Source organism: Motilimonas pumila (assembly GCF_003596335.1).
GTDB classification, from domain to species: domain Bacteria; phylum Pseudomonadota; class Gammaproteobacteria; order Enterobacterales; family CBDFNC01; genus Motilimonas; species Motilimonas pumila.
In genome coordinates, this window is record NZ_QZCH01000002.1 from 234,630 (window position 1) to 261,012 (window position 26,383).

Sequence of the window (26,383 nt, forward strand, 5' to 3'; positions counted from 1 at the left end):
CCCTTTGCGAGTAGTCATCATCAACCAATGAAATATAGCATTCAGTAGCAGAGTGTTACTTCGCTGCTTGAGCTTTGCTGTGGGTTTGGCAAAATCCCCTTAGCAGGGAGCAAATTATGAAACCAATGATCCAAATAGGCCAATGGAAGGTCGATGCCGAGAGAAATATTATCGACAATGGCCAGCAGCAACATCAGCTGGAGCAAAAGCCTCTCGAATTATTATTGTTATTGGCTGAGCATGCGGGGCAAGATGTCAGTAAAGCGGAGATTTTTGCGCGAGTATGGGCGGGAAAGGTGGTTACAGAAGACGTGATTTATGTTGCCATTAATGCGCTCCGTAAAGCGTTTAATGATAAAGCGCGATCACCTTGTTATATCAAGACCATTTCTGGTTATGGTTACCGCCTTATTGCAGAGGTAAGCCATCCCGAGCCCCGTGCTAAGGGAGGTTTAACCAAGGCCTTCATCGCCAGTGCCGGAGTGATAGCTGTGCTTTTATCTGTGGTGTTGCTGTGGAATTTACCGGTATCAGCGCCTCAAAGCCAGCAAGACTTAGCCGGTGACACTTTGGCACAATATCAAGAAGCTACCTACCTTATTAACCAGCACGATTTGTCTGCTTACCCGCAAGCTATCACTTTATTGCAAGAAGTGATCAGTATCGCGCCTCAGTATGCACCCGCCTACGTGCAATTAGCCAAAGCAAAAATGGCTAACTTGTTTAATGGCGACCCACAGTTGCTAAAGGATAAAAAGCAAATAGAAGGCATATTGCTGCACGCCTTGTCACTGGCGCCCGACAACAAGCTGGCCAAAGTGTTACTTGCTAATTTGTACTTTATTGCCTTTCATCAACATGATAAGGCCAACGAGCTATTTCAGCAGGCGTTGCCCGAAGCCTATTCCCACTATTTTTACTCGCAATTTTTATTAGCCATGGGGGAATTTGAACAGGCGCTGCAACATACGCAATGGCATATTCAGCAATACCCCAGTGAATATTCTAAAGAGGCGGTCGCGTGGATTTACACCATGAATCAAGAATATGACGTGGCGTTAAAAGAGATCACCAAGTTACAGAAGTACGCCAAAAGTAATGTTTATTATCATGTGTCTTTGCAAGCCATATATGAGTTAAAAGGGCAGCAAGAAAACGCGTTTAATGAGCTGATATGGTTAATGGAAGACGCCGGCTATGTTGAGTCTGATATCTCGCAAGTGAAGTCGGCTTTTGCCAAAGACCAACTGGCGGGTGTTTATCATTGGTTAGCCTTTGTTGATAGCAAGCAGCTGCCATTAGGGCAATATCAGCCTCCTTTGTCATTGGCGCGTTATGCCATTGTGGCTGGGCAACACGGGCAAGCGTTAACCTGGTTAGAGCAAGCCTATGAAAGCCAGCACCCTGCTGTATTGTGGTTGGCAGCTGACCCGAAATATGCCCCTTTACGCGATGAACCTCGCTTTAATGCGCTGTTATCGCAATTAGGTTTGCCTCAGGGATGATTTTTATTTTGTATAAATTTCAATCGGTTAAGAAATCTTAAGAAGTTTTAATATCTGATTCAGGACTTTTATCACGGCATTTTTTAGCTTGTTGCTCATTCCAGCAATGGTGTTGGAATGACACACTTAAAAGGATGTTGAAGATGCAAAAAGTCGCAAAACTTACCCTCTTATCTGGCCTTGTTGCCGCGGTATTAAGCGCCCCTGTATTGGCTGCCAGTGGTGATTATCTTTGGAGCTTTAAAACCCAAGGACAAATTTGGTCATCGATTAAAGTGGCAAATAAAACCGCTTACTTTGGCAGTGACGACGGTTACTTTTACGCCATGAACGTGAATAAAACCCAATTACGCTGGAAGTTTAAAACTCAAGGTATCGTCCGCTCGAGCGCTACATTTCATCGCAACAAAGTGTTTTTTACCAGTGACGACGGTTACTTGTACGCTTTGAATCGCCATTCCGGCGAGCTGATTTGGCAATATGATTTAAACGACGGCGGCGCTGAGCGGAACTTACCGGCCAATTATGCCCCATGGGACTTTGATTACACAAAGTCCTCGCCGGTCAGTGATGGCAAAATGATTTATGTGGGCAGTGCCGACCAGCACTTATACGCCATTGATGCGCGCTCGGGTGAGTTGGTATGGAAGTTTCAGACCTCAGGTAAAATACGTGCCACTGCCGATATTAATCAACGCAGCGTATTTATTAGCTCATGGGACGGCAAAACCTACGCCATTGATAAACACACTGGGCAGCAGCAATGGGTTCACCAAAGCCAAGGTGGCATAGTTTCCGATCCTAAGGTATTGCAAGACAAGGTGGTGATTGGCTCTCGGGATGCCCATATTTATGCTTTGGATGTGTACACGGGTGAAGAGCAATGGCGTTACGGTAATGCTGATGGCTCTTGGGTGGAGTCTTCTGCTATTGCGGGTGAAACACCAGATGTCTTTTATATTGCCAGCTCGGACGCCAAGCGTTTGTCAAAGTTTGATTTAGATTCGGGCACGGAAATTTGGCATTTCTCTACTCAAGGTTGGTCTTGGGGCAAACCGGTATTAGCGGGGGATACTGTGTATATTGGTGCCACTGGGGCAGACGATTATTGGACGCCGGTTAAGCCAGGCTTTTTTGCGGTGGATACACAAACTGGCGAGCAGCAATGGCATTATCAACCAGACAGTAAAAGCGGCACTTACGTCAATGGCGGCGTATATGGCTCGGTAGCGGTGAAGCACGGCAAAGTGTTTGTGCCCGACGTAGACGGCTACATGCACGTATTTGAAGAGTAAATAAGACTTAGTGCGAGAGATGAATCGAACTTGTATGAGTTACTCGTAAGGCATAGATAAAATAAAGGGCTTACGGCCCTTTATTTTTACCAATCGACGCGTCTTTGCAAGAGAGTTCTTAAGTCGAAAAGCTTATCGAAAGCAGGGCAACAACGGAGCATTTAAACATTCTATCTAAAGTGAACCATCAATCGAATTTTTAACACTTAATTAACCGCGTATCAGGACCGCAAGGTAATCTGATTGAAATAGTTGATTGTTCGGCTCGGATTTTTTCTTACCTCTCTGAGTTTTTAATGGTAACCCTTTACTCCTCCTAAGGTATCCCCCTATCCATTGTCTACCCCTTTAGGGGTGTTTAAATGCACAATTGATTTACATCATGTTGACATTCCTGCACCCACTTATGATAGCCGGCAGTAGCGTTTTATATTTTTTTGGAGCCATTTATATGAGCAAACAAAAGCTGGTTGTTATCGGTAATGGCATGGTGGGGCACCGCTATATCGAAGACCTGGTTGAAAAAGCCGAAGCGGGTGCATTTGATATCACAGTGTTTTGTGAAGAGCCACGCCTTGCATACGACAGGGTTCACCTGTCTTCTTACTTTTCTCACCACACGGCCGATGAGCTTTCTTTGGTTAAAGAAGGCTTCTATGACAAGCACGGTATTAATGTGCTGGTGGGCGAGCGTGCCATTAACATTAACCGCGACAGCCGCATTGTGTACTCTAGCAGTGGCCGTGAAGTGCAATACGATAAGTTAATCTTGGCGACTGGCTCGTACCCGTTTGTGCCACCTATTAAAGGCAATGACGGCAAAGATTGTTTTGTTTATCGTACTATTGAAGATTTAAAAGCCATTGAAGCAAATGCCAAGCACAGTAAAACCGGCGTAGTCGTTGGCGGCGGTTTATTGGGGTTAGAGGCTGCGGGCGCGTTAAAAGCGTTAGGTTTAGAAACCCACGTGGTGGAGTTTGCGCCAAAACTGATGGCCGAGCAACTTGACCAAGCGGGCGGTGACCAGCTACGCAAGAAAATTGAGCGCATGGGCGTGCAAGTGCACACCAGCAAAAACACCCTCGAAATTGCGACTAAAGGTGAACAAGCCCGCAACACCATGGTGTTCGCCGATGATACTCAACTAGAAACTGACTTAGTTGTATTCTCTGCCGGTATTCGTCCTCGCGACAATTTAGCCAAGCAAATGGCCCTCGACATTGCCCCTCGTGGTGGCGTGGCGATTAACGATTATTGCCAAACCTCTGATGAGCATATTTATGCCATTGGTGAATGTGCTTCTTGGCACAATACCTTCTTTGGCTTAGTCGCTCCTGGATACAAAATGGCCACGGTAGCTGTGGACCACTTACTGGGTTTAGACAGCAAGTTTGAAGGCGCTGACATGAGCGCGAAACTCAAACTGCTGGGCGTAAAAGTGGGTTCGATTGGCGACGCAAATGGCCGCACGCCGGGCTGTAAAAGCTTTATGTATCACAACGATGAGCAAGACGTTTACAAGCGTATTATTGTCTCAGAAGACGGCAAAAAGCTACTTGGCGCGGTGCTGGTGGGTGACACTTCTGACTACGGCGATTTATTGCAGCTGAAACTCAATGAAATTGATTTGCCAGAGCACCCAGATACGCTGATTTTACCGGCCCATGCGGGCGCAGAAAAACCGTCCCTAGGCGCAGATGCTTTACCAGAAACCGCGGTAATTTGTTCATGTTTTGACGTGACCAAAGGCAAAATTGCCCAAGCGGTGGCAGCCGGTCATCATACTTTGGCAGACATCAAAGCGGAAACAAACGCAGGCACTGGCTGTGGCGGTTGCTTGCCTTTGGTGACCTCGGTATTAAATGCCGAGCTTGCCAAGTCTGGCATTGAAGTGAAGAACGACTTGTGTGAGCACTTTGCATACTCGCGCCAAGAGTTGTTCCACCTTATTCGAATTGAAGAAATTAAGACCTTTGACGCGTTATTAGAAAAATACGGTAAAGGCTACGGCTGTGAAGTGTGTAAACCTGCGGTGGGCTCTATGCTTGCTTCCGCTTGGGGTGAGCATATTTTAAAACCTGAGTTAGTGAAGTTGCACGACACTAACGACAACTTCTTAGGCAATATTCAAAAAGACGGCACCTATTCGGTGATTCCACGCATGGCGGGTGGTGAAGTCACGCCACAAGCGTTAAAAGTGTTGGCGGAAGTAGCGGCTGAATACAACCTCTACACCAAGATTACCGGCGCCCAACGGATTGGTTTGTTTGGCGCGCAAAAAGATGATTTACCTGCGATTTGGGGCAAATTAATTGATGCTGGCTATGAAACGGGCCAAGCCTATGCCAAAGCGTTGCGCATGGCGAAAACCTGTGTGGGTTCAACTTGGTGTCGTTACGGGGTACAAGATTCTGTTGGCCTGGGCGTGCGCATTGAAAACCGTTATAAGGGCATTCGCACCCCGCATAAAATGAAGTTTGGTGTGTCTGGCTGTACTCGTGAATGTGCGGAAGCCCAAGGTAAAGATTTAGGCATTATTGCCACTGATGCTGGCTGGAATATGTATGTGTGTGGTAACGGCGGCATGAAACCGCGCCACGCTGACTTACTGGCGTCGGATCTGGACGAAGCAACGTTAATGCAATACATCGACCGCTTTATGATGTTTTATATTCGCACCGCCGCGCCATTGCAGCGCACGTCTGTGTGGCTAGAAAACATGGAAGGTGGCATTGATTACTTACGTGAAGTCATCATGAACGACAAGCTGGGCATAAACCAACAGCTTGAAACTGACGTGGCAAAACTGGTTGACGAGTTCCAATGTGAATGGACCGAAGCCATTAACGACGAGCAGCAGCTAAAACGCTTTAGCCACTTTATTAACTCAGACTTACGTGACGATAACGTGGTCTTTGTGCCGGCTCGCGAACAACACCGCCCAGCCAATAACAAAGAAAAAGCGGCCCATCAAAAAGGCGATATTTTACACGTGGAATTGGAGGCTTAATCATGGCGTTTGAATCAGTTTGTCAACTTGACGATATTACCCCTGGCACCGGCGTATGCGCTTTGGTGGCCGGACAACAAGTCGCGCTATTTAGGCCTTCGAGCGAAGCTGAGGTATTTGCCATTAGCAATATGGACCCATTTGCACAATCTAACGTGTTGTCGCGTGGCCTTATTGTTGAGCACCAAGACGAGTTATGGGTAGCAAGCCCACTCAAAAAACAACGCTTTAACCTGACCAGCGGCATTTGCATGGAAGATGAGCGCTTTAACATTAAAGCATTCAAAGCCAGAGTGGTGGACGGGCGAGTAGAAGTAGCTAGCAAAAACAAATAGTTAACAAAAGCCATCTTCTGATGGCTTTTGCTTTTCAAGCGAATTTAAATTACACGAAAGGGAAGAGTATGTCTTACGTAAAACCTGCAGAATTTGTGCAGACCATGATCAGTGCCGGCGAAAGCAAGGTAATGATGTCAACCCGTGATACTTTGATCCGCGGCATTATGGCGGGCGCGGTATTAGCCATTGCGGTAGCGGTGGCGATCACAGCTGCAGTGCAAACTGGCATGCCGATTGTGGGCGCCTTGGTGTTCCCAGTGGGCTTTTGTATTTTAAACCTGATGGGTTTTGACCTATTAACCGGTGTGTTTGCTCTGGCCCCGTTGGCCTTGTTTGAGAAACGCCCTGGCGTAAATAAAGCCGGCGTATTACGCAACTGGCTATTGGTGGGCCTAGGTAACTTAATTGGCGCCGTGTCGGTGGCTTTTTTAGTGGCTTTGTCTTTTACTATGAACTTCTCTGTTGAGCCAGGTGCGGTGGGGCAAGCCTTTATTAAAGCTTCCACTGCGCGCAGCGTTGGCTTTGAAGCCCATGGCTTAAATGGTTGGATCACTGTGTTTGTGCGCGGCATTCTATGTAACTGGATGGTGTGTTTAGGCGTTGTGGGTGCCATGGTGTCTAAATCTGTCGGCGGTAAAGTGCTGGCGATGTGGTTCCCTATCTTTATCTTCTTTGCATTGGTGTTTGAACATGCCGTGGTAAACATGTACCTATTCCCGCTTGGCATGATGCTAGGCGCTGAATTTACCATTGCTGACTGGCTACTGTGGAACCAAATTCCAGTCACCTTAGGCAACCTTGTGGGTGGCTTAATGGTTACGGGTTTAAGCCTTTACGTGACGCACGGTAAAACGCAACCACAACGCAAAGTAGCTTAATACCCTACTTGTTACTGGGGCGCTTAAGTTTACTTAACGCAGCCTATTAAGATGCATAACGCCGTTTTAACGACAGTTAAAGCGGCGTTGTTGTTTATTCCGTTTGATTGCGCTGGGCGGGTATATCCGACAGGTATTGCACAAACTCAAATTCAATGCCGGTAGGATCAAGGTAGTAGACGTTGCGGCGAAACTCGCTGCGGCTAATGCCGCCATATAAGTCCTGGTAACCGGCGGCAGTCATGCGTGAAACAAGGGCTTCAATATCGTTCACCTCAAACCCTAAATGTGCGACGCCAGGCTGTTTCCCTTTATTATCTCTGGCGATGCCTTGAGCGCCACTGCATAAGGTGACGTAGTTATAATCGTCCCCTAAGTGCAGCCAATGTCTGGGTTGGCCATACCATTCATAGTCTGCTTCGTCTCTTACTCGCCAGTGCGGAAATGCCGTTTGTAAAAATGCTTGGCTTTGTTGGATATCGTTTACCAATAGATTGGCGTGTTCAAGTCTTATCATGTTTGCTTCCTTCCTTTTGTTTTTATATTGTCTTGTGAGGGGCGTAGGTTAGGCATTACATGCCATAGCCAAAGTCGTTTAATAAAGCTTGATGAGCTTGTCTCATTGGCGCTAGCGCTGCTGCGTAATGGCCTAAAATGGCCAGGCTTTGTTTGATGTTATGGCGCAAGCTTGCTTCATGAGGGCCATCTGCCTCAGCACCTAATACTTGTCCCACTTGCCGCACTATGATGTGATTGGGGATGAGCACCATTTGGTTATTTTTAGTGCCAAACGAGCGCAGCTCGGCAATCGGGTAGGCGCCGCTGATGCCATCAGACACAGAGATGGCTAAGGCCGGCTTATGGCCGACTTCTTGAGGTGAGCACAGCATCAAAAAGTTTTTCATGATGGGCGTGACCATGCCATCCCATTCCGGCGTAATAATGACGATGGCGTCAGCGGCTGCTAGCGCTTGCTGTACCGGTTGCCACGCTTGCCACTGCGGCCCTTCTGGAAAATCGTTGTCCCATAGGGGCAACTGTAACCCATGCAAATCAAAACAACTGACTTGCTCAAAAGGCTGCGACGAGCCTTGTAAATACTGGGCGACCTTCCAGCTATTGGAAGGAGATTGCTGACTGCCACTGATGATGATGAGTTTCATTATCGGCTCCTTGTTGCGTTTCCTATCTCTTATATAAACCTAATTGTTTATTTATTTTATGTAAACATTTTTGTTTATTTATTTTTGTTGTGACATAATCAAAGCCATGAAAACAGCTAATAAGATTCCTCAGCTGCTGAAGCAGCACGGCCCGCAAACCAGCCAACAACTCGCACAGTTGTTGGACATGACCTCCATGGCGGCGCGCAAACATTTGCTGAAATTACAGCAAGAAGGCTTGGTGGCGGATGAACATGTTGCCGAAGCGGTGGGGCGCCCGAAACAATATTGGACACTGACAGAGCAAGGCCAACAAATGTTCCCTCAGCGTTATGGCGCGCTGAGTTTACAATTGATTGAAGGGGTCACGGAGGTGTTTGGTGCTGAAGGGTTAAACGCATTAATTAAGCGCCGCGAGCAACAAAGCATGGCGCTATATCAAGCGGCGTTAGCACCGCTGGATGATATTGGGGATAAGCTGAATGCGTTAGCGCAATGTCGCACCGAAGAAGGCTACATGGCAACCGTGTATCGTCAAGGTGAAGATTGGTGGCTGGTGGAAATGCATTGCCCGATTTGCGAAGCCGCGAAAGTGTGCCAAGGCTTTTGTCAGTCTGAACTTGAGTGTTTTCAAGCCTTGTTTAAGGGGCTTGCAACCGTAACCAGAGATGAATATTTATTAGACGGAGCGGCGCGTTGCAGCTACCGAGTAAGTCCGCTTCTATAGGGCACGTAGAAGCGAACATTGCGAGTTTAAGAGTCGCTCAACTTAGCTAATTTTTGGCGTTGATAGTGCTGTGCGGATTGGCTGATCTTATTGCTTTTACCCGTTTCTAACCATTGGCGAATACGGCCAGCGTCACCAATGGGCGTGCGTTTGCCATATGCATCGAGCGTGACTGTCACTAACGTTCTACCAGATACTTTTGCCACCATAACCAAACAGCGACCCGCTTCATTAAGATACCCGGTTTTATTGAGCATGACGGTCCAGCGCTTACCTCTTACTAAGGGGTTGGTATTGGTATAGCCGAGCTTGTATTTAGGTTTACTAAAATAAGCCGTGTGCACGACAGTTGTACTGTAATCGCGGATGGTTTTATATTTATAAGCCGCTTTTACCATCTTAGCTAAATCTCGTGCGGTAGAGCGATTCATCGGTGATAACCCCGTCGCTTCCACAAAGACGGTATGGTTCATTCCCAGTTGTTTTGCTTTGCGGTTCATGGCATTAACAAATGCTGTGTAACCACCAGGGTAGCTTGCCCCCAAGGCTGCAGCGGCAAGGTTTTCAGAAGACATTAAGGCTAATCGTAAGGCTTCACCGCGATTAATTTGAGAGCCCCGACGAATACGGGTATGGCCAAATTCAATTAAGGCTCTGTGATCTTGAGTGAAAGTGATTTTTTGTTTAAGTGATTGTTTTCCGTCTAAAATGACCATGGCGGTCATCAGCTTAGTGATAGAGGCTATAGGCATCTGGGTATCGGCATTTTTTACGTAAAGCGGTTGTTTACCGTGTAAGTCGGTCACATATGCGCTGACAGAAGCCAATTTGAGCTTGGCAGGATCGACTTTATTGGCAGATGCTGAAAAAGACAGCAAACTGATGAAAAAACAGCTGATTAGAATGAAAAGTGCTCGAAACAAAATGCTGCGCCCTAACAAAAATGCAAAACATTAAGATAAGCATAGATCATAGGGCGAAACAAGCAGGTATCTCACAGCTCAGATTAAGTTTATATCATTAGCCGCAAAGTCTTATAGGCTGTATAGAGGGCTCTTTACCTAAACGTTGAATGGTGCCGCCGAGCTGGCTTAACTTTTGAGGTAAGTCATGATAGCCACGATCTAAGTGATAAATATCATGTACCTGAGTATGGCCTTGTGCAATCAGCCCTAACAGTATCAATGCGGCTCCGGCTCTTAAATCAGACGCTTTAACTTGGGCACCACTTAGCTCTGGATTACCTATAATCGCGGCGATGTTGCCTTGTAAACGTATTTTAGCGCCTAATCGCACAAATTCAGGAATGTGCTGAAAACGGTCATGGTAAATGGTTTCTTTGACCTGCGCGGCACCTTTCAATGACGCAACCAAGGCAAGCCATTGGGGTTGTAAGTCAGTGGCGAAAAGTGGGTAGGGCCCAGTGGTAACTGAAATAGCTTTGAGAGGCCGCTTACTGGCGTTAATGCTAATGCTGTTTTCACCCGAACTAATTTGCGCACCGGCAGCGATGAGTTTGTTCGTGAGCGCTTTTAAATGCTTAGGCTCTACTTGTTGTAAGGTAATCGCGCCTTGTGTGATGGCGGCTGCAATTAAGTAAGTGCCTGCTTCAATTCTATCTGGTATGGCACTGATACGGGCCGCCTGCAAGGTTTCGACGCCTTCGATAACCAAGGTATGACTGCCTTTACCAAAGACTTGTGCTCCCATGGCATTGAGTTGGTCGATGAGGTTATCAATTTCTGGTTCAATCGCCGCATTAAATAGGCGCGTTGTGCCTTTAGCGAGTACGGCTGCCATTAGCATGTTGGCTGTAGCGCCAACAGATACCGTGGTAAAGCTGAAGTCTGCGCCTTGTAAGCGGCCACTGTGGGCATGAATGTTACCGTGCTCAAGGTGCACTTGAGCGGCAAGAGATTGCATTGCTTTAATATGGAGGTCGACGGGGCGAGGCCCCCAAGCGCATCCGCCAGGCATTGCCACGCTGGCTTTACCGAGACGGGCTAGCAGAGGCCCAAGTACATAAATTGACGCGCGCATTTTACTAACAAGATGATATGGCGCTTTGTGATGCGTGCAGGCGCGAGAGTCTATGGTTAGAGTCTGGTGCTGGTGGTTCACTTTGGCGCCAAGGTGGCGTAATAAGTCTGCCATAGTATTGACATCATCAAGCTGTGGCACATTGTCAATGGTAGATACGCCGCGACAAAGTAGCGTTGCTGCCATCAAGGGTAATACGGCATTTTTAGCGCCAGAAATATTAATGCTGCCGGTTAACGGTCCGCTTGGGTGAACAAGGTAAGATTCCATGATGAGTGCCTCTGCTTTATCAATAACTAAAGCCTAAAGCAGCAATCAGGCAACATTTGGGAGCAATTATGGCAAATTATGGCAACATCAAAAAAAGCGCGACAAGCGCGCTTTCGGGGCAACAGGAAAATCAGTAAATCCAGTTGATGTCGCTGTCGAAATTGTAAGCTTCGCCCATGTTATCGATATTGCCATCATTGTCGGTATCGAGAGAGAAGTGTACGCCGTTAGTGTAGCCAAAGCTGTCTTTTGTTTCGGTAACTTCAAGTCTACTATTATTACCTGTTATCACTATCGCATTTGTTGCTTGGCTTAACGTGGCGCTACCGTGCTCGGAGCTGACAATTGTCCCTTGCGCTTGTTGTGGAAGCACTTGGCTTATATCGAGTTCGAACGTGAGATGAACGCCTTCAAGAGCCACCTTCTGGCCTGTCATTAAGTTAGCAGCACTTGTATTGGCAATTTCAGTGAAACGATTTTCGCCTTGGCGGGTAAATGTATAGCCACCTTGCATTAACAACGCGAAGAGCTCGCCGGTGAAAGCGTCTTGGCCTTCGATTAGGTAGTTTTGATAGCTGCTTTCCAACTTGGATATTTGCCCATTGGTATCTAACGTGGCTTTTACTTGGGTAGCACCATTAAAGGTAACGCTCGATTCAATGCAATCATCAAAGCGAGTTAACAGACTCAACTCTCCGCTGCCTTCAGTTACTTGCATATGCAACTCACCACCGCCACTACATTGTGTCGTGTCTGTTAGCGTATTACGAGCGTAAGCTTGGCTATTAAATAGGGCTTGTCTGGCTTCTTGTCTTAGGTCATGGTCTGCCATCGTCATACCGATAAAATCTTGCACATTTTCAATGTTTAACTCGGCTTGCGCTGTTTCAACCGGGGTAACATCGTCCAATGGCGATACGGCAGTATTTGTGTCGCTGCTGCCACTGCCACCACCACCGCATGCGGAAAGCGCGGCAGTTAGCAGCGCGGTGCTGAAGATCTTATTCATTGTAAATTTCCTTTTTACCTACTTAATTACTAGACGCGGCATCATACTTTAATGTGTATTGATGTAAAGTTGATATTTTATTGTGCTCATTTAAATCAGAGTTTTTTCTCGATTAATTGGCGAAAACGGCTTAACCCTAGGTACACTAACAGGATAAACGATCGCTTAAACAGGCTGTTGCTATCAATGAAAATTGGATTTCCCCCGACTCTTTGCTTAATAGTCAGACACATCATGGCATTCTCTGTGCACATATATCGTCGAGCTCATGAGGATAGAATAAAAGTATCCGCAGGATACTTGGCGTATGTAACCTTACTGTCTTTGGTGCCTATGCTCGCGGTGATATTTGCCGTGCTGTCCGCATTTCCTGTTTTTAAGTCAATGCAAGTTATGATCGAAGACTTTGTCTACAACAATTTTGTGCCTGCTTCGGGTGATGCGGTGCGAGAGCACCTTACTGGCTTTATTGCTAATACAAGCCAGATGACGGCAATGGGTATTGGGGCTTTGATTGTGGTGGCTTTATTATTGATTTCTGCGGTCGATCAGAACCTTAATCATATATGGCGAGTCAGAAAAAAGCGCAACATGGCAAGTGCCTTTGCCATGTATTGGATGGTGTTGAGCCTTGGCCCTGTGGTCGTGGGTGCCAGCATTGCGATGAGCTCTTATGTTATCTCGTTGAATATTATAACTGACGCCGAATTATTAACCCATGGCCAGCAAATGCTTCGGTTTTTACCCCTGCTGATATCCATTGTTATGTTCTTGGGTATTTACACCTTGGTGCCAAATACTCGGGTGAAGTTGCGCCACGCCTTGGTGGGGGCCATTGTTGCAGCCATGTTGTTCGAATTGTCTAAAAAAGGCTTTGCGTTTTACATTACCCAATTTCCTTCTTACCAAGCCATTTATGGCGCGCTGGCGACGATTCCTATCCTGTTTGTGTGGGTGTATCTAAGTTGGATTATCGTATTATTTGGCGCAGAGTTCACTGCGGCGTTAGGCGACTACCCAGGCTTACCTGTGCGTTCACCATCATTGTCTAAAACAGCGACGGATGACGGCCTTATTGACGCTGAACACGATGAGTTGCAACCTCCTGTTGATGATACTGACGATGAGGTGCGGTCTTCACCGCGATAAACTTAAGCTCGCTAACATTAACTCGTTACCTTGGCTGCTATTATTAATTGATACGCACATTTTTTATTAAGGTCATGGTGTTATGCAGACATTGTACCCCGCAATCAACAGCAATCAGGAATACCAACTTGAGGTCGGCCAAGGTCATACTCTGTACGTCGAGGAGTCTGGCTCAGTCGACGGTATTCCTGTACTGTTTTTTCATGGTGGTCCTGGTGCGGGGTGTCATCAATCTGATCGTCGATTTTTTGATCCTGAGCGTTTTCGCATTATTCTCTTTGATCAGCGAGGCTGTGGCAGATCTACGCCTTATGGCGAGCTACAAGACAACTCACCATCCCAGTTGGTAGAAGACATCGAATCTATTCGTCAGCATTTGGGGGTTAAACAATGGCTATTATTTGGTGGCTCTTGGGGCGCGACGCTGGCGCTACTTTACGCGCAGAGCTTTCCTGAGCAGGTCTTAGGCTTGGTGTTGCGGGGCACTTTTTTGATGCGGCCCGAAGACCTTACTTGGCTTTATCAGGCTGAAGGCGGTGCGGCGCAGGTCTTTCCGGATTATTTTGCGGAGTTTGTTCAGCCTTTTGGACGTGATTGTCAGATGCAAGATACCTTGCATTATTATCATCAACTACTCACCTCAGACAATGAACTAGAGCGCTTAAATGCCGCCAAGTCATGGTATTTCTGGGAAGGCCGGATTGCGCAACTTCATGCCCCAGAACATATGAATTTCGACGCCCATCAAGGCATTTCCATGGCGCGTATTTCAAGTCACTTTTTTACCCAGCAGCCGCTGCTTCAGCACAGTATTTTGAGCCAATTAGAGAAAGTGACACACTTGCCTGCTATCTTGATCCATGGTCGTTATGACATGGTGTGTAAGTTAGAAAATTCGTCGCAACTGGCTAAGCAATGGCCAAATGCACAATTGCAAATAGTGCCAAGTGCTGGCCATAGCAGCCGAGAAGCCGGTATGATTGACGCCTTGTGTAAAGCAACAACAACCATGGCAGATATTATTAATGATCGCACTCATTCAGAGAGTTAGCCAAGCAAGCGTAACGGTAGAAAATACCCAAGTAGGGGCCATCGAACAAGGCCTATTGGTATTACTGGGAGTGGAGCAAGGTGATGACGACGCCAAAGCACAACGCCTTGCTAATAAAGTATTGAATTATCGCGTCTTTGCTGATGAAGCTGGCAAGATGAACTTGAACGTGCAACAAGTCGGCGGAAGCTTGTTGGTGGTATCGCAATTTACGCTCGCAGCGGATACTAAAAAAGGCACTCGCCCTGGCTTTTCTTATGGCGCAGATCCCGCAGAAGCGGACCGTTTATACCAATATTTTTCAGAGCAATGCCGTCAACAGGGCATGACAACCGAAAATGGTCAGTTTGCGGCAGACATGCAAGTGCAGCTTACCAACGACGGCCCTGTCACATTTTGGTTACAGGTGTGAGTCCGCAGCAAGCTTAATCGCTTATTGTTAAGCTTGCACCGAAAGCAAGCTTAACCATTATGGCACCAGTTTGTTGATAAAGGGCAATCTCGCTAAAGCCATCGTCAACACCAAAGACACTAATAACACTATGATGGTGAGCACCGGAATGGCGAACCAGTTGCTGCCAAAAGCGGCATAAAAGCCATTATCAATGTCTCGAATGGGAATAAGCAGTAAAGGGTGCAGTAAGTAAATCCCTAGGCTGTATTTAGAAATAACGCTGATCAGCAGGCGTAATTTTCCTTGGATTCTTTCACCGTAGGTTTGTGCTAAAACAAACAACATGCCGCCAATGGTTGCCGTGTTAAGGGTTTTGTAGCCCATGAAAAAGCTGCTGTATTCACCTTGCTCAAGGCTTAAATACCAAGTACCAAAGAAATTAAAACAGAGCATGGTGCAGCCAGCCGTAAGCCACCATTTTAAATCATCACGGTTATCGCGGTTAAACAAATACCAGCCCAGTAACAAATAGCCCGTATACATCAATAAGTTTTGACGTAAAAAAGTTTCAACGTGAAGCCAGTGCATGGTGATGAGCAATGCCCATGCCACAAGAATTAATTTAAAGCGCTCGGGATTAATGACCTTCAACAATGGAATCAGTAACGGGATGACAAAATACAACGGAATAAAATCATAAAAAAACCACAGGTGATACCAAGCGGGTTCATTAGGCGATTGCTCTAAGGCTTGCCAAGTGATGTCGCTTTGCCAGTTACCGTCGACAAAGCCCATCACAAAGGCATAGATAATACTCCAGCCGATAAATGGGATGGCCACTTTTGATAAGCGTCGGGTCAAGTAATGGTGACAATCAAAAGGTCTTTGGTCAGACAGCAATAAGGCGCCGCTGATCATCATAAACACAGGCACAGCCCAACGAGTAATGCTATTGATACCACTGGCCGCCAACCATTCCCAATCGGGTATTTGACCGAGCATTTCTCGAAAGGGCCCCAACACATGAATGGCGACCACCGCAAAGGCGGCGATACAGCGTAATAGGTCTATATAAAAAATCGATTTGCGAGCTGTGGTGGTCATAATAATAAATGCTGCGAGTTCATATGGTTAAACATAACGTGTAATGACGCCAGTGCAAAGTTTCACGGCAGTATTTGTGGAAAGGAGAAGTGACAGGTTAAAAAAAGGTCATATTTTCACCGCTGCTGAGATTTACACCTCACAAGGATATAATATTCAAAAAGGCTGTAGTAAAAGGACTTAATGATGCAAAAAGGTTTTACCCTTGTGGAACTTGTGATCACTTTGATTGTACTTGCCTTATTAGCAGCTTTGGCGATTCCAAAGTTTATCAATTTAACGTCCCAATCTCGCATTGCAGCTTTACAGCAAATTAACACCAGCGTGACGGTCGCCAACGATTTTATGTTCTTTAAGTCCCAGCTGCCCAGCTATGCCGCTCAACCTGTGCCTAATCGAGATGATTTAATAGACGTCGATACTAACGGTGATGGCACTTATGATACGCGCTTAAAATGGTTTTACCTGGACAACACGGATATCGAAAAGCGTATCGACTTGTCCGAAGACTTTATTATTGAATATCAAGGATATACTGATACTTATATCGGGTATGATTTTAGTCTAGATGGCGCAGTGCGCGATGACTTGTGTTACTTTCGTTATACTCAGGCGGCCGCTGCCAATACGCCACCGCAATACCAGTTAGAAACGTCTGGTTGCTAATATGCTGCATTTAGCACTCTTTACCTGTCTTTAAACTTCGCGCCATTGCAAAGCCAGTAAATATCTCTAACATGAATGGGAGTTCTTCCTGCCCGCCATAAGAGGTTTTAATGTCTGCGTTTAGATTGTTCGTTGCTGGATTCTTGTTGAGTGTCAGCACCCTTGCCAGTGCTGATAGCAAAATAATCACCAGTCCAAATGACAACCGCGATTACCAAGTACTGGAGCTCAGCAATAAGCTACAAGTTCTGCTGGTGTCTGACGTGGAAGCCAAAAACAGTGCTGCCACCTTGGCGATTCCTGTTGGCAGCATGCATAACCCAGATGAGCAATTAGGCTTGGCCCATTATTTGGAACACATGCTTTTTCTTGGCTCTGAGCGTTATCCTGTTATCAATGATTACAGTAAATTCATGCGATTAAACGGTGGCTATACCAATGCTTACACGGCGCAGGAGCGCACCGTTTATGGTTTTGAGGTGAATGATAAGGTTTTTCCAGAAGCGTTAGACAGGCTAGGGGATGTGATGCGAGCCCCATTACTGGATGAAACTTATGCAGATAAAGAACGCAGTACGGTGAATGCTGAACACCAAACTTACAAAGGCCAGGATGCGAGAAAGTTCTACACGTTAGATCGTTATACTTTAAACCCTGCGCACCCCATTTCACGCTTTAGTACCGGCGACCTATCGACTCTTAAAGACAAACCGGGCAGTAATTTGCAGCAAGAAATGGTACGATTTTTTGAACAAAACTACAGCGCTAATACAATGAAGGCGGTCTTGTATGGTCCCCGCACTACGCAAGATCTGGCTAAGTTAGCAGAAAAGTACTTTACCCAAATTCCTAATCGAAACGCCAAAGTCCCTACTATTCTTGCTCCGGTTGTAACGGCAAAGGAACAAGCGATAGAAGCAAGTTTAAAACCAAGTGCAGATATCAAGGCGTTAAAAATTAGCTTTTTAGTGCCCAGCGTAAAAGACTATTACCCTTACAAGCCGGGCGGTTTTATCAGCCGAATCCTAGGCTCCGATCGCGAAGGCAGCTTATCCGCTTACTTACAGCAAGCGGGTTTGGTTGAGTCCTTGACCGCAGGCTTAGACACGCTTTATGCGCCCAATACCAGCAACGTGACCATTCAGTTTCAATTGACTGAAAAAGGGTTGCAGCAACAAGATGACATCATTGCAGCGACGTTTGCTTATATCGAACTGATTAAGCAAACCGGTGTAAACCAAGCGCAATACGATGCGTTGGCGAAAAGTCTTGAAAATCGTTTTACCTATTTGCCGAAATCAGCGGGCTTTAATTACAGCATGAGCTTAGTTGCCAGTATGTTGTTATTCCCGGTGGAAGACATCATATACAGCCATTATCGCCTTGATGGATTTAAACCAAAATTAATCAACAACCTTTTGGCAGAGCTGACACCAGAACGAGTGCGTGTGTTTGTTATGTCGCCAGATGTAAAAGGTGATCAAACTTTGTATCGTTACGGTGACAGCTACAAAGTGGAGCCAATTTCAGAGCAGCGCCAACAAGCGTGGTTAAAGCAAGTTCCCCTTTTATCAGCCAAAATGTCACTCCCGAGCGGTAACCGTTGGTTACCGGAAAGTGAAGCGATTTTACCGCCTGAGCACCAGCAACAAGCAGTGCAGTTGGTGAATAAAAACAATGTGTCTTTGTGGTTTAAACAGAGTGAATTTTTCAAAGAGCCAAAAGGCAGCTTGAGCGTTGAACTTAATAATGAATTGAGTCACTTATCGGTACAAAACCGCGTTGCTATGGCGATGTTGATTGGTGAAATCTTACCGAAAAAGTTGGTGGGTTTACGCTACGAAGCAGAAGAAGCCAGTTTGTCATTTAGCGTCACGGGTAACAATGGTTTGACCGTCAGCACCAGTGGTTTTAATGACAAGCAAGGCGAGCTAATGCTGCAATTGCTGCAAGACATTCGTCAAACGCCATTACTGGCGCAAGACTTAGCTTTGGCAAAAGTAGAGCTCAAACGGCAAATCGAAAACAAGCGCAAAGGTCAAAGCATTAACTTGGCATTTTCAGAGTTTCGTAACCTAGTGCGTGTACCTTCGTGGTCTGATGCGGACTTATTAGCTGCGGTTGATAAAATTAGTTTGGCTGATTTGACCCAACTTAGGGAGCAGGTATTCCAACAGAGTAGTTTGCGAATGTTAGTCACTGGCAATTTTAGTAGCCAACAAGCCACAGCATTGCAACAGCAAGTGTTGGCCAAAATTAAGCTAAATGATGCTCCGTTTTATCATATTAATCGAATCAAACCTGAGGCTAAGCGCCGTGTTAATTGGCACACTGAAAGTGAAATGGGCGATGCGGCTTTAGGTTATATTTTTATTTCCACCGAAAAAGGCTTGAGTAATAAAGCGGCGGCAGACTTACTCAATAAAATCGCGTATTCGGAGTTTTATGATCAAATCCGTACCCAAGAGCAACTTTCTTACTCACCGTTTACTGCGAGCTTCCCAGTAGGGGATTATGCGGCTTTTGGTTTGTTCACACAAAGCCCAGAGAAAGGACCAGGCGATCTCCAACAGAGTTTTGAACGCTTTATTCGCAACTTTGATACGACCTTAAAAGGCTACAAAGAAGCTGAGTTTAACGAAGTAAAACAAGCTTATATTGCGAATCTAACCAAAAAGCCAAGTAACCGCGGCGAGGAGTTCGCGTATATCGCGCAAGTATGGCAAGAGGGCAAACCTGATCTGAACGAAAAGGCCTTGCGGGTCGCCGCGCTAGAGCAGACGTCTTTGGCAGACATTCAGGCTTTTTATCAACATACGGTGATCAATCAAGATAATGAGCAATACTTGATTCAAGTTGTCGGCAGTAACTTTGCAGATGCGGCGTTAGGTAAATTGGCTAATGCTAAAGAGATCAAGTCATTATCGCAGTGGCAGCAACAAGCCGTCGCTCAGTAATACAAAAGTGGGTGTGATTTAGGGCTGCTGAGCAGCCCTAATAAGGCAGTGCGGAGCAAATAAAAGGGACTATTTGACCGCATCTCCAGAGCCGCCACCTGCGATTGTCATAACGATATATTTAAAGTACATTTTTAGCGTAAAGTGCTGAATCATTTCTTGATCAGTTTTTGCGAGTAAATCAGGCGTCGACATATCGATATTTTTAATCTGTGCTAGGCCGGTTATTCCTGGTAAAACATCATAAACCCCTAATGAATCCCTCGCTTTTATCAGAGTTTCTTGATTAAACAAATTGGGTCGTGGGCCTACTAAACTCATTTCACCTTTAGCTACATTAATAAGTTGAGGTAGTTCATCTATTTTTGTTTTACGTAATATAGTGCCTAGTTTTGTAATAGATGTACTATCCGTTAAATGACTGGCGACCGACTTCGTTTCTAATTTCATTGTTCGAAATTTAACAAGCTTAAAAGGCTCTTTGTTTTTACCTACTCGAACTTGAATGAAAATAGGTGAGCCAGTATCAAAAAACCCAGCTATTAAAATTATTAAAAGTAAAGGTGACAGTAGTAATAGCCCAAGAGTCGAAGCTAATAAATCAAGTGTACGAAACATTATTCATTAATCCTTTAACTTTTTATTTGACTGAAGCGTTTCTATAAACGCATCCCTTAATTTTTGAGGAGGGTTCCAGTTTAACGTTTCTTGCGTGTGTTGGATGTCAACCTGAAGCGAACCTAATAGCCTATTAATAATGACTTCTTTATTTGTTAACTTTCCAATAAACCGAAAAGCACCTTGGGGTACAGGGATTTGCCAAGGTTTCTTATTTAATGCCAGTGCCATTTCATAAGCTATTTCAGAAGTAGACTTGTCTTCACCATCAGAGGCTAAAAAGATATTTCCTGGAGCGTTAGGGTGATCAATGCAGGTAATGATAAGATCAACCAGATTTTTGACAGAAATTAAACTTCTTTTGTTGTTATTGATGCATTTGAAAGGCAGCGGATAGCCCTTTTTTATAAGATTCATCAAAGCAAGAAAGTTCGCTTTCACACCTGGCCCATAAACTAAAGTGGGTCTAATTATTACCAGCTCAAGCCCGGTACTGGCGGCAATTTTAATTAGGCCGGTTTCTGCTTCCGATTTAGACTGCCCATAATCATCCTGATAGTCGTGTGGGCTATTGTAAGTAAAGGGTTTTCCAAGGCTAGAGGTTTCCCCATTGACTTTTATTGAGCTAATGAAAATAAACCTTTTTACTCCCTCTAACACTGCTTGGTTTGCGAGGTTTAAAGTACCATAGGTATTCACTTCTCGGTAGGCAGAGAGTGGATCACTTGCTTCATCCGTCATGATATGGGCTCGCCCTGCACAATGAATCACAGTATTACAACCCCGTAAAGCCGCAGTAAAGTCTGTTGAACCGTTTATCTCAGCTTGAGTAAACAGATGATTTGAGCAAACAGCTGTTTTCCTTCTGCTTAATAATGATAATGAGTGCCCTTCAAGCGCTTTGATTAAATGGTTACCAATAAAGCCAGTCGCACCAGTGATAAGTATCATGAAGTTTTCCTGTGCTTTGATAGTAGGAATGTGAATAAGCTGATTAGGTACCATCTAAAGTGCGGAGATAACACTTTCCTGTTTTGATAAGCGCCTGCGTGTACCGCACTAATATTTTTTAAGAAAATAACTTTGCAATTAAATTTATAACGGGCTCGGTAGCAAATGTCGACGTCTTCATAGTACATGAAGTAACGTTCGTCGAAGCCATTTAATGACTCATATAATTCAGCATTAAAAATCAAAAATGCACCTGAAGCCCAATTGACAATTTCACCATTTTTCATTTCATCCATGTTATATGGCTCGCATACAGGCTTTTTTATGAATAGTTTGACGAGACTCTTGATGTTTGGAAACTTTCTAAGTGATAATTCATCTTTCTCGAAAGAAAAGTCTTTATATAAGTGAGGTGCAAAAATTCCACTTTTGTGATTTTTTAACTCGAATATTAACCTTTTAAACTCAGATACAGTGATGCTCACGTCAGGGTTGACGATGAAAAACCAATCGCTGTTTTTAATTCCTAGAGTCTTACAGTGTTTGAATATGTGATTGTTGTTTTCTCCAAAACCATATTTCTTATCACTTCTTAGATAAATGATATTTTCATTCTTACAGTGTGCTGCAAGCGCTGCGCTGGGGGTGTTATCTTTAATAATTAATTTGACGTTTTCTAAACGGTTTATCGATAATAACTCTGAATTCTCGATGATCATGGATTCATGACCATGTGATATTATTGATATGTAGATAGACATACTGAATCCCGACAATTCAAGTTGTTAATTTTTACTTTTACAGTGGTAAATAGTCATAGGTTAACAATTTACTAGAGTCATTATTCAACTCGAAAAATCGTTTTTAAAGCAAGCCACTTTTAGAGAATACAGCAGTAATGTAAAAATGGCCCATCAATGATCCATAGTCACGAATACATACACATGACTATATTATTACTCTTATTTGTATCTTACTTTTCAGCTATATCATTATTGTCTTGATCTAATTTTGCTTCTAAATCAGCAATCTTTTGTTCCATCGCCATCAGCTTTTCGCGGGTACGCAGCAGGACTTGAGTTTGCACTTCAAACTCTTCGCGATTGACTAGATCCAATTTGTTCAACTGAGACTGAAGTACTTGTTTGACTTTACGTTCAGCTTCTTCGCCTATGGTCTTGACACCAGGCGGCAAAGCTTCTGAGACTTGTTTGGCGATTTCTTCTAATTTCTTTGGATTAATCATGCTTAACTCCTCAATGTTACCGTTATTTTATAGCGCTTCGGCGTTGGCAACAATGGCAAAGTGGCCCCAGTGTTTCAATTGCTTGAGGTTAAGGGGTTACGGTGCTTTGGCTAGCAATGGCATCTTGGCAGCGAATACAGCTGTCATCAGGACAATGAGTGATGTTTGGCTGATTGACAATTTGCTGCTGACAGCGGGCAACCAGCTGCGCTAAAGGATACACATGCCACACGCTTTGACCGGCTTTAGTTTGCTGTGCTAAGTCTTTGATGGCAGGCGCAAGCCGCTCAAAGCCATTGGAGCAACTGCCGATGGCTACTTGTACCTCGTGTTGTCCTTCCGCAGTGTGTATTTGTGCCCATCGCTGAAACAAGGCGCGACCTGCCAACTGTTCAGCAAAGTGAATCGGCGTGACGCTTGTCAGGCCGACGCCCATGGTGACAACTAATGCTTCTTCGTCTACTTGATATAAGCCATAAACGTTTTGATAAGTTTGTGCGTTGACGATTTCTTTTGCGCGGGGGCCGACCGCGGTAAATGAATTGATGGGGTGACTACTGCGCCTACGCTCTGGGTGATGCAGCAAAGCTTTTGCAAGGGCACCCATGTCTTTTTCAATGGTATTGGCACTCACGGAATAAGGCATTGGCTGGTCAAAAAGCCAAGGTCCACGGTGACCGATATTATCAAGGTGCCAGCCATCTGGCGGGTTGCAAATGGGGCCATAAGTAAAGCTTGGCATCACCAAAGTACAACCGGCTTGCAGTAAAGGGGTAAACAAGCTGTCGGGTCCCCCTACGAGGTGACCAAAAGACTTTATGGCACCGTGCAGAAATAGGGTTTTACCGGCCAATTGAAGTTGTTCAATGGCAGTTTGAATATCTTCTTGTGTGGTGCAAGAGACGCTTGCAGAGCTTGTCTCTAGGGTTTGGGAGTCTGATTGAGACATAACTAAGTCCTTGTTTTTATTCCAATCCACTTAAGAAAGCACTTATTAGTGGATCTTGAAAGCGCTTTTTAAGGCAAACCACACCCAGATCAAAAGATTCCAGGAGTTTATCACTTTTAACAATTTGCACCCTGTCACGTACCGGACTATTTTCCACCACCACGTCAGGTACGATGCCAACGCCACAACCCAGTGCCACCATACTGACTAAAGCTTCATGACCGTTGACTTTAGCGTATATATTGGGCGTTTTAATGTGCATTTGGCGAAACCAAGAGTTGATGCGTCTTCTGGCTGGTCCGTGCTCTGGCAAAATGTAGGGTAGGTCTGACCAAGGTATAATGGCCCCTTTAAGTTGTTGCTGTACTGCGCAGTGAATGGTTGGCGCAACGATGGTCAGGGGTATTTCTGCCAAACTGTAAAACTTAAGGCGGGTTGACAAGTTGTCTGGGCACGCAGCAATCGCTACGTCGACTTCTCCTTCTTGAACTTTTTCTATGGCTTGTGCGGCATCGCCGGTGATCAAAGCGATTTCAATTTGTGGGTGGGCCAGTCGAAAGGTATCCAATATTCGCGGCAAATGGCTATAGGCGGCAGTGACCGAACAATAAATGGCTAATTTCCCTTCTAGCTGGGTTTTATGTTCCGTCAATCCCAGCTTTAATTGTTGCCAGTTATCAACTTGTTGTAAGGAAAAGGTCAGGAATTTCTGCCCCGCAGCAGTAAGGGCGACGCTGCGATTATCACGTTGCAACAGTTTGGTGCCGACGTCTTGTTCAAGCCTTTGGATCATTCTGCTTAACGTTGAGGGACTTAAATGCAGGGCTTCAGCACTCTTACCAAAATGCATGCTATTTGCAAGGTGAATAAATGCTTGCATCGATTTCAGATCCATAAAGGCCACCTCAGAGAAAAATCAATATTTCATTTTATGCAATGTAAGTTTGCAAATATATCATTTTGAGCAACATAGGTCTTGATATATAGTGTGTTGCGTTAAATAACGCAGAGCGCGTTATCAAAGAATTCAAACTAATATGCACAGGAAATCAGCATGTCTAACAACTATTTTAATACGCTTAACCTGCGTCAGCAGCTAGAGCAACTAGGTAAATGTCGTTTTATGGACCGTAGCGAATTCGCTAACGGTTGTGAGTTCATCAAAGGTTGGAAAGTAGTTGTTGTAGGTTGTGGCGCACAAGGCCTAAACCAAGGTCTAAACATGCGTGACTCTGGCCTAGACATCTCTTACGCGCTACGTGAAGCGGCGATCAAAGAGCAACGTCAGTCTTACAAAAACGCAAAAGACAACGGTTTTGTTGTAGACACTTACGAAAACCTGATCCCGACTGCTGACTTAGTACTTAACTTGACTCCAGACAAGCAACACACAAACGTTGTTGAGACGGTAATGCCGCTGATGAAAGAAGGCGCTACGCTGGCTTACTCACACGGCTTCAACATTGTTGAAGAAGGCATGCAAATTCGTGAAGATATCACGGTTATCATGGTTGCACCTAAGTGTCCTGGTTCTGAAGTACGTGAAGAATACAAGCGTGGCTTTGGTGTACCAACGCTTATGGCTGTTCACCCTGAAAACGACCCTAAAGGCCAAGGCTTTGAAATTGCTAAAGCTTACGCAAGCGCTACCGGTGGTGACCGTGCAGGTGTTCTTGAGTCTTCTTTTGTTGCTGAAGTTAAATCTGACCTTATGGGTGAGCAAACTATCCTTTGTGGTATGTTGCAAACAGGCGCTATCTTGGCATACGACAAGATGGTTGCAGAAGGCATTGACGCGGGTTACGCAGCTAAACTAATTCAGTACGGTTGGGAAACTGTGACTGAAGGCCTGAAGTACGGCGGTATCACTAACATGATGGACCGTTTGTCAAACCCTGCGAAAATCAAAGCATTCGACATGGCTGAAGAGTTAAAAGTGACTATGCGTCCACTTTTCAACAAGCACATGGACGATATCATCACTGGCCACTTCTCTAAGACGATGATGGAAGACTGGGCGAACGATGACAAGAACCTACTAACATGGCGTGAAGAAACGGCTGAAACGGGTTTCGAAAAAGAAGCTGCTTCAGACGTTGAAATCGATGAGCAAGAGTTCTACGACAACGGCATTCTTTTGGTTGCTATGGTTAAAGCGGGTGTTGAGCTTGCATTTGAAGCCATGACTGCATCAGGCATCATCGAAGAGTCTGCTTACTATGAATCACTGCACGAAACGCCACTGATCGCTAACACGATTGCGCGTAAGAAATTATACGAAATGAACGTAGTTATCTCTGATACTGCAGAATACGGTTGTTACCTATTTGCTCATGCAGCAGTACCTCTGATCAAAGATTACGTAAACGGCTTAAGCACTGAAGTGATTGGTAAAGGTCTAGAACTGAAATCTAACTCAGTGGACAACGCGCGTTTAATCGAAGTAAACGAAGCTATCCGCAATCACCCTGTAGAAATCGTAGGTAAGAAACTACGTGGTTACATGAGTGACATGAAAGCGATTGTAGAAGCGTCTAACTAAGACTTTACTCGCTAAAAAAACAAAGCCAAGGCTTCAAGCCTTGGCTTTTTTGTTGGGGTATACTGCATACTATCTTGCACCACGACCGCCGTAACCTTTCTGGCTACTGGTACATTTGTACAAAGCTTTACCGTCGCTTTTATCAATACCATGACAGCTTTGTTGAATGGTATTTAGATTGCTGATTGATGTGGTGGTGGCTGCGTTAACAGGAGCAACAAATAAAGAACCTGCAATTACTGCGCTTGATACTAGGCTTAATAGTGTTTTCATAATCTTCTCTCCAAAATTTCAGAATAATGTTTCGCTAACTTCACTATCCAATACACCCCATTAGACAGATCTAGATCACAAAAAATTTCATTTTTGTTGGTTATTTAATCGCTTTTTTTCTGGTTTTAGTGAAATATCATTATTTTTCTGTGGCTTAACTTGTAAAAAAATTTGTATAATCGCGCGCTAATTTTTGCCAAATTGGCCGGATTCTAGGATCCAACCGGCACCAACAAGGTAATCGTTGC

General features: G+C 45.0%; 25 protein-coding genes. 12 read left to right on the plus strand and 13 right to left on the minus strand.

Features of this window, described 5'->3' with window-relative positions:
- Positions 1-116: 116 nt before the first annotated feature.
- The 5 genes from D1Z90_RS03770 (at position 117) to D1Z90_RS03790 (ending at position 7,026) form a co-directional block, all read left to right on the plus strand.
- Positions 117-1,505: a winged helix-turn-helix domain-containing protein gene (locus D1Z90_RS03770; protein WP_119909401.1), complete on the plus strand. Its 1,389-nt coding sequence runs from the start codon at positions 117-119 to the stop codon at positions 1,503-1,505.
- 143 nt (positions 1,506-1,648) lie between these two features.
- Entirely contained in the window at positions 1,649-2,800 is a 1,152-nt protein-coding gene (locus D1Z90_RS03775; RefSeq protein WP_119909402.1) for an outer membrane protein assembly factor BamB, read from the plus strand.
- Positions 2,801-3,251: 451 nt separating this feature from the next.
- On the plus strand, positions 3,252-5,810 hold the full coding sequence (gene nirB / locus D1Z90_RS03780) for a nitrite reductase large subunit NirB (RefSeq protein ID WP_119909519.1): 2,559 nt from the start codon (positions 3,252-3,254) through the stop codon (positions 5,808-5,810).
- A gap of 2 nt (positions 5,811-5,812) precedes the next feature.
- Positions 5,813-6,145 (plus strand): nitrite reductase small subunit NirD, encoded by a 333-nt coding sequence (gene nirD, locus D1Z90_RS03785; protein WP_119909403.1) that lies wholly within the window; start codon positions 5,813-5,815, stop codon positions 6,143-6,145.
- A 68-nt stretch (positions 6,146-6,213) separates the two neighbouring features.
- Positions 6,214-7,026 carry a formate/nitrite transporter family protein gene (locus D1Z90_RS03790; protein ID WP_119909520.1) on the plus strand — a complete coding sequence of 271 codons (813 nt, stop codon included), beginning with the start codon at positions 6,214-6,216 and terminating at the stop codon, positions 7,024-7,026.
- A gap of 94 nt (positions 7,027-7,120) precedes the next feature.
- Here the strand turns inward: D1Z90_RS03790 and D1Z90_RS03795 are convergent, their stop codons facing one another.
- Together D1Z90_RS03795 and D1Z90_RS03800 are read right to left on the minus strand one after the other, a co-directional pair.
- On the minus strand, positions 7,121-7,543 hold the full coding sequence (locus D1Z90_RS03795; RefSeq protein WP_119909404.1) for a VOC family protein: 423 nt from the start codon (positions 7,541-7,543) through the stop codon (positions 7,121-7,123).
- 55 nt (positions 7,544-7,598) lie between these two features.
- Positions 7,599-8,189, minus strand: coding sequence for an NADPH-dependent FMN reductase (locus D1Z90_RS03800; protein WP_119909405.1), 591 nt, complete (start codon positions 8,187-8,189; stop codon positions 7,599-7,601).
- Positions 8,190-8,295: 106 nt separating this feature from the next.
- Between D1Z90_RS03800 and D1Z90_RS03805 the strand changes: the two genes are divergently transcribed.
- Positions 8,296-8,916 (plus strand): helix-turn-helix transcriptional regulator, encoded by a 621-nt coding sequence (locus D1Z90_RS03805; protein ID WP_119909406.1) that lies wholly within the window; start codon positions 8,296-8,298, stop codon positions 8,914-8,916.
- A gap of 26 nt (positions 8,917-8,942) precedes the next feature.
- On the opposite strand, the gene pbpG is transcribed toward D1Z90_RS03805, so the two are convergent.
- The 3 genes from pbpG to D1Z90_RS03820 form a co-directional block, all read right to left on the minus strand.
- Positions 8,943-9,839 carry a D-alanyl-D-alanine endopeptidase gene (pbpG, locus tag D1Z90_RS03810; RefSeq protein WP_119909407.1) on the minus strand — a complete coding sequence of 299 codons (897 nt, stop codon included), beginning with the start codon at positions 9,837-9,839 and terminating at the stop codon, positions 8,943-8,945.
- A 97-nt stretch (positions 9,840-9,936) separates the two neighbouring features.
- Positions 9,937-11,226 (minus strand): UDP-N-acetylglucosamine 1-carboxyvinyltransferase, encoded by a 1,290-nt coding sequence (gene murA / locus D1Z90_RS03815; protein WP_119909408.1) that lies wholly within the window; start codon positions 11,224-11,226, stop codon positions 9,937-9,939.
- A 130-nt stretch (positions 11,227-11,356) separates the two neighbouring features.
- On the minus strand, positions 11,357-12,235 hold the full coding sequence (locus tag D1Z90_RS03820) for a hypothetical protein (protein WP_119909409.1): 879 nt from the start codon (positions 12,233-12,235) through the stop codon (positions 11,357-11,359).
- A gap of 186 nt (positions 12,236-12,421) precedes the next feature.
- Between D1Z90_RS03820 and D1Z90_RS03825 the strand changes: the two genes are divergently transcribed.
- From D1Z90_RS03825 to dtd, 3 genes are all read left to right on the plus strand, one after another.
- Positions 12,422-13,384, plus strand: coding sequence for a virulence factor BrkB family protein (locus D1Z90_RS03825; protein WP_198419043.1), 963 nt, complete (start codon positions 12,422-12,424; stop codon positions 13,382-13,384).
- Positions 13,385-13,466: 82 nt separating this feature from the next.
- Positions 13,467-14,435 carry a prolyl aminopeptidase gene (gene pip, locus D1Z90_RS03830; protein ID WP_119909411.1) on the plus strand — a complete coding sequence of 323 codons (969 nt, stop codon included), beginning with the start codon at positions 13,467-13,469 and terminating at the stop codon, positions 14,433-14,435.
- Positions 14,410-14,847: a D-aminoacyl-tRNA deacylase gene (gene dtd, locus D1Z90_RS03835; protein ID WP_119909412.1), complete on the plus strand. Its 438-nt coding sequence runs from the start codon at positions 14,410-14,412 to the stop codon at positions 14,845-14,847. Before pip ends, dtd begins: the two co-directional genes overlap by 26 nt.
- A gap of 57 nt (positions 14,848-14,904) precedes the next feature.
- On the opposite strand, the gene D1Z90_RS03840 is transcribed toward dtd, so the two are convergent.
- Positions 14,905-15,933 (minus strand): acyltransferase, encoded by a 1,029-nt coding sequence (locus D1Z90_RS03840; protein ID WP_119909413.1) that lies wholly within the window; start codon positions 15,931-15,933, stop codon positions 14,905-14,907.
- Between the two features lie 183 nt (positions 15,934-16,116).
- Here D1Z90_RS03840 and D1Z90_RS03845 point away from each other — a divergent pair, with 183 nt between their 5' ends.
- Positions 16,117-16,599 carry a type II secretion system protein gene (locus tag D1Z90_RS03845; RefSeq protein WP_119909414.1) on the plus strand — a complete coding sequence of 161 codons (483 nt, stop codon included), beginning with the start codon at positions 16,117-16,119 and terminating at the stop codon, positions 16,597-16,599.
- A 110-nt stretch (positions 16,600-16,709) separates the two neighbouring features.
- Positions 16,710-19,556, plus strand: coding sequence for an insulinase family protein (locus tag D1Z90_RS03850; RefSeq protein ID WP_119909415.1), 2,847 nt, complete (start codon positions 16,710-16,712; stop codon positions 19,554-19,556).
- A gap of 69 nt (positions 19,557-19,625) precedes the next feature.
- Here the strand turns inward: D1Z90_RS03850 and D1Z90_RS03855 are convergent, their stop codons facing one another.
- The 6 genes from D1Z90_RS03855 to ilvY all read right to left on the minus strand — a co-directional run bounded on the left by D1Z90_RS03855 (position 19,626) and on the right by ilvY (position 24,215).
- Positions 19,626-20,174: a sugar transferase gene (locus tag D1Z90_RS03855; RefSeq protein WP_119909416.1), complete on the minus strand. Its 549-nt coding sequence runs from the start codon at positions 20,172-20,174 to the stop codon at positions 19,626-19,628.
- 6 nt (positions 20,175-20,180) lie between these two features.
- On the minus strand, positions 20,181-21,125 hold the full coding sequence (locus D1Z90_RS03860) for a UDP-glucose 4-epimerase family protein (RefSeq protein ID WP_119909417.1): 945 nt from the start codon (positions 21,123-21,125) through the stop codon (positions 20,181-20,183).
- The gene (locus D1Z90_RS03865; protein WP_119909418.1) at positions 21,122-21,886 is read right to left on the minus strand and encodes a glycosyltransferase; all 765 of its coding nucleotides are present in this window, start codon (positions 21,884-21,886) and stop codon (positions 21,122-21,124) included. The genes D1Z90_RS03860 and D1Z90_RS03865 overlap by 4 nt, the downstream gene beginning before the upstream one ends.
- A gap of 212 nt (positions 21,887-22,098) precedes the next feature.
- Positions 22,099-22,371 carry a ubiquinone biosynthesis accessory factor UbiK gene (gene ubiK / locus D1Z90_RS03870; protein WP_119909419.1) on the minus strand — a complete coding sequence of 91 codons (273 nt, stop codon included), beginning with the start codon at positions 22,369-22,371 and terminating at the stop codon, positions 22,099-22,101.
- An 88-nt stretch (positions 22,372-22,459) separates the two neighbouring features.
- On the minus strand, positions 22,460-23,320 hold the full coding sequence (locus tag D1Z90_RS03875) for an AAC(3) family N-acetyltransferase (RefSeq protein WP_119909420.1): 861 nt from the start codon (positions 23,318-23,320) through the stop codon (positions 22,460-22,462).
- A gap of 16 nt (positions 23,321-23,336) precedes the next feature.
- Positions 23,337-24,215 carry an HTH-type transcriptional activator IlvY gene (gene ilvY / locus D1Z90_RS03880; protein ID WP_119909421.1) on the minus strand — a complete coding sequence of 293 codons (879 nt, stop codon included), beginning with the start codon at positions 24,213-24,215 and terminating at the stop codon, positions 23,337-23,339.
- Between the two features lie 159 nt (positions 24,216-24,374).
- Here ilvY and ilvC point away from each other — a divergent pair, with 159 nt between their 5' ends.
- Complete coding sequence (gene ilvC / locus D1Z90_RS03885) at positions 24,375-25,862, plus strand: ketol-acid reductoisomerase (RefSeq protein ID WP_119909422.1); 1,488 nt, start codon at positions 24,375-24,377, stop codon at positions 25,860-25,862.
- Between the two features lie 69 nt (positions 25,863-25,931).
- Here ilvC and D1Z90_RS03890 read toward each other — a convergent pair whose 3' ends face one another.
- Positions 25,932-26,135, minus strand: a complete 204-nt coding sequence (locus tag D1Z90_RS03890) for a hypothetical protein (RefSeq protein WP_119909423.1) — start codon at positions 26,133-26,135, stop codon at positions 25,932-25,934.
- Positions 26,136-26,383: the final 248 nt, after the last annotated feature.

Bases quoted from the DNA above. Each gene is read 5' to 3' on its own strand.
- D1Z90_RS03805 (WP_119909406.1), top strand. From the start codon at position 8,296: ATGAAAACAGCTAATAAGATTCCTCAGCTGCTGAAGCAGCACGGCCCG.
- D1Z90_RS03840 (WP_119909413.1), bottom strand. From the start codon at position 15,933: ATGACCACCACAGCTCGCAAATCGATTTTTTATATAGACCTATTACGC.
- D1Z90_RS03800 (WP_119909405.1), bottom strand. From the start codon at position 8,189: ATGAAACTCATCATCATCAGTGGCAGTCAGCAATCTCCTTCCAATAGC.
- dtd (WP_119909412.1), top strand. From the start codon at position 14,410: ATGATCGCACTCATTCAGAGAGTTAGCCAAGCAAGCGTAACGGTAGAA.
- nirB (WP_119909519.1), top strand. From the start codon at position 3,252: ATGAGCAAACAAAAGCTGGTTGTTATCGGTAATGGCATGGTGGGGCAC.
- D1Z90_RS03865 (WP_119909418.1), bottom strand. From the start codon at position 21,886: ATGTCTATCTACATATCAATAATATCACATGGTCATGAATCCATGATC.
- murA (WP_119909408.1), bottom strand. From the start codon at position 11,226: ATGGAATCTTACCTTGTTCACCCAAGCGGACCGTTAACCGGCAGCATT.
- D1Z90_RS03875 (WP_119909420.1), bottom strand. From the start codon at position 23,320: ATGTCTCAATCAGACTCCCAAACCCTAGAGACAAGCTCTGCAAGCGTC.
- pip (WP_119909411.1), top strand. From the start codon at position 13,467: ATGCAGACATTGTACCCCGCAATCAACAGCAATCAGGAATACCAACTT.
- D1Z90_RS03795 (WP_119909404.1), bottom strand. From the start codon at position 7,543: ATGATAAGACTTGAACACGCCAATCTATTGGTAAACGATATCCAACAA.
- D1Z90_RS03855 (WP_119909416.1), bottom strand. From the start codon at position 20,174: ATGTTTCGTACACTTGATTTATTAGCTTCGACTCTTGGGCTATTACTA.
- D1Z90_RS03790 (WP_119909520.1), top strand. From the start codon at position 6,214: ATGTCTTACGTAAAACCTGCAGAATTTGTGCAGACCATGATCAGTGCC.
- D1Z90_RS03845 (WP_119909414.1), top strand. From the start codon at position 16,117: ATGATGCAAAAAGGTTTTACCCTTGTGGAACTTGTGATCACTTTGATT.
- D1Z90_RS03890 (WP_119909423.1), bottom strand. From the start codon at position 26,135: ATGAAAACACTATTAAGCCTAGTATCAAGCGCAGTAATTGCAGGTTCT.
- nirD (WP_119909403.1), top strand. From the start codon at position 5,813: ATGGCGTTTGAATCAGTTTGTCAACTTGACGATATTACCCCTGGCACC.
- ilvC (WP_119909422.1), top strand. From the start codon at position 24,375: ATGTCTAACAACTATTTTAATACGCTTAACCTGCGTCAGCAGCTAGAG.
- ilvY (WP_119909421.1), bottom strand. From the start codon at position 24,215: ATGGATCTGAAATCGATGCAAGCATTTATTCACCTTGCAAATAGCATG.
- D1Z90_RS03775 (WP_119909402.1), top strand. From the start codon at position 1,649: ATGCAAAAAGTCGCAAAACTTACCCTCTTATCTGGCCTTGTTGCCGCG.
- D1Z90_RS03825 (WP_198419043.1), top strand. From the start codon at position 12,422: ATGAAAATTGGATTTCCCCCGACTCTTTGCTTAATAGTCAGACACATC.
- D1Z90_RS03770 (WP_119909401.1), top strand. From the start codon at position 117: ATGAAACCAATGATCCAAATAGGCCAATGGAAGGTCGATGCCGAGAGA.
- D1Z90_RS03850 (WP_119909415.1), top strand. From the start codon at position 16,710: ATGTCTGCGTTTAGATTGTTCGTTGCTGGATTCTTGTTGAGTGTCAGC.
- ubiK (WP_119909419.1), bottom strand. From the start codon at position 22,371: ATGATTAATCCAAAGAAATTAGAAGAAATCGCCAAACAAGTCTCAGAA.
- D1Z90_RS03820 (WP_119909409.1), bottom strand. From the start codon at position 12,235: ATGAATAAGATCTTCAGCACCGCGCTGCTAACTGCCGCGCTTTCCGCA.
- D1Z90_RS03860 (WP_119909417.1), bottom strand. From the start codon at position 21,125: ATGATACTTATCACTGGTGCGACTGGCTTTATTGGTAACCATTTAATC.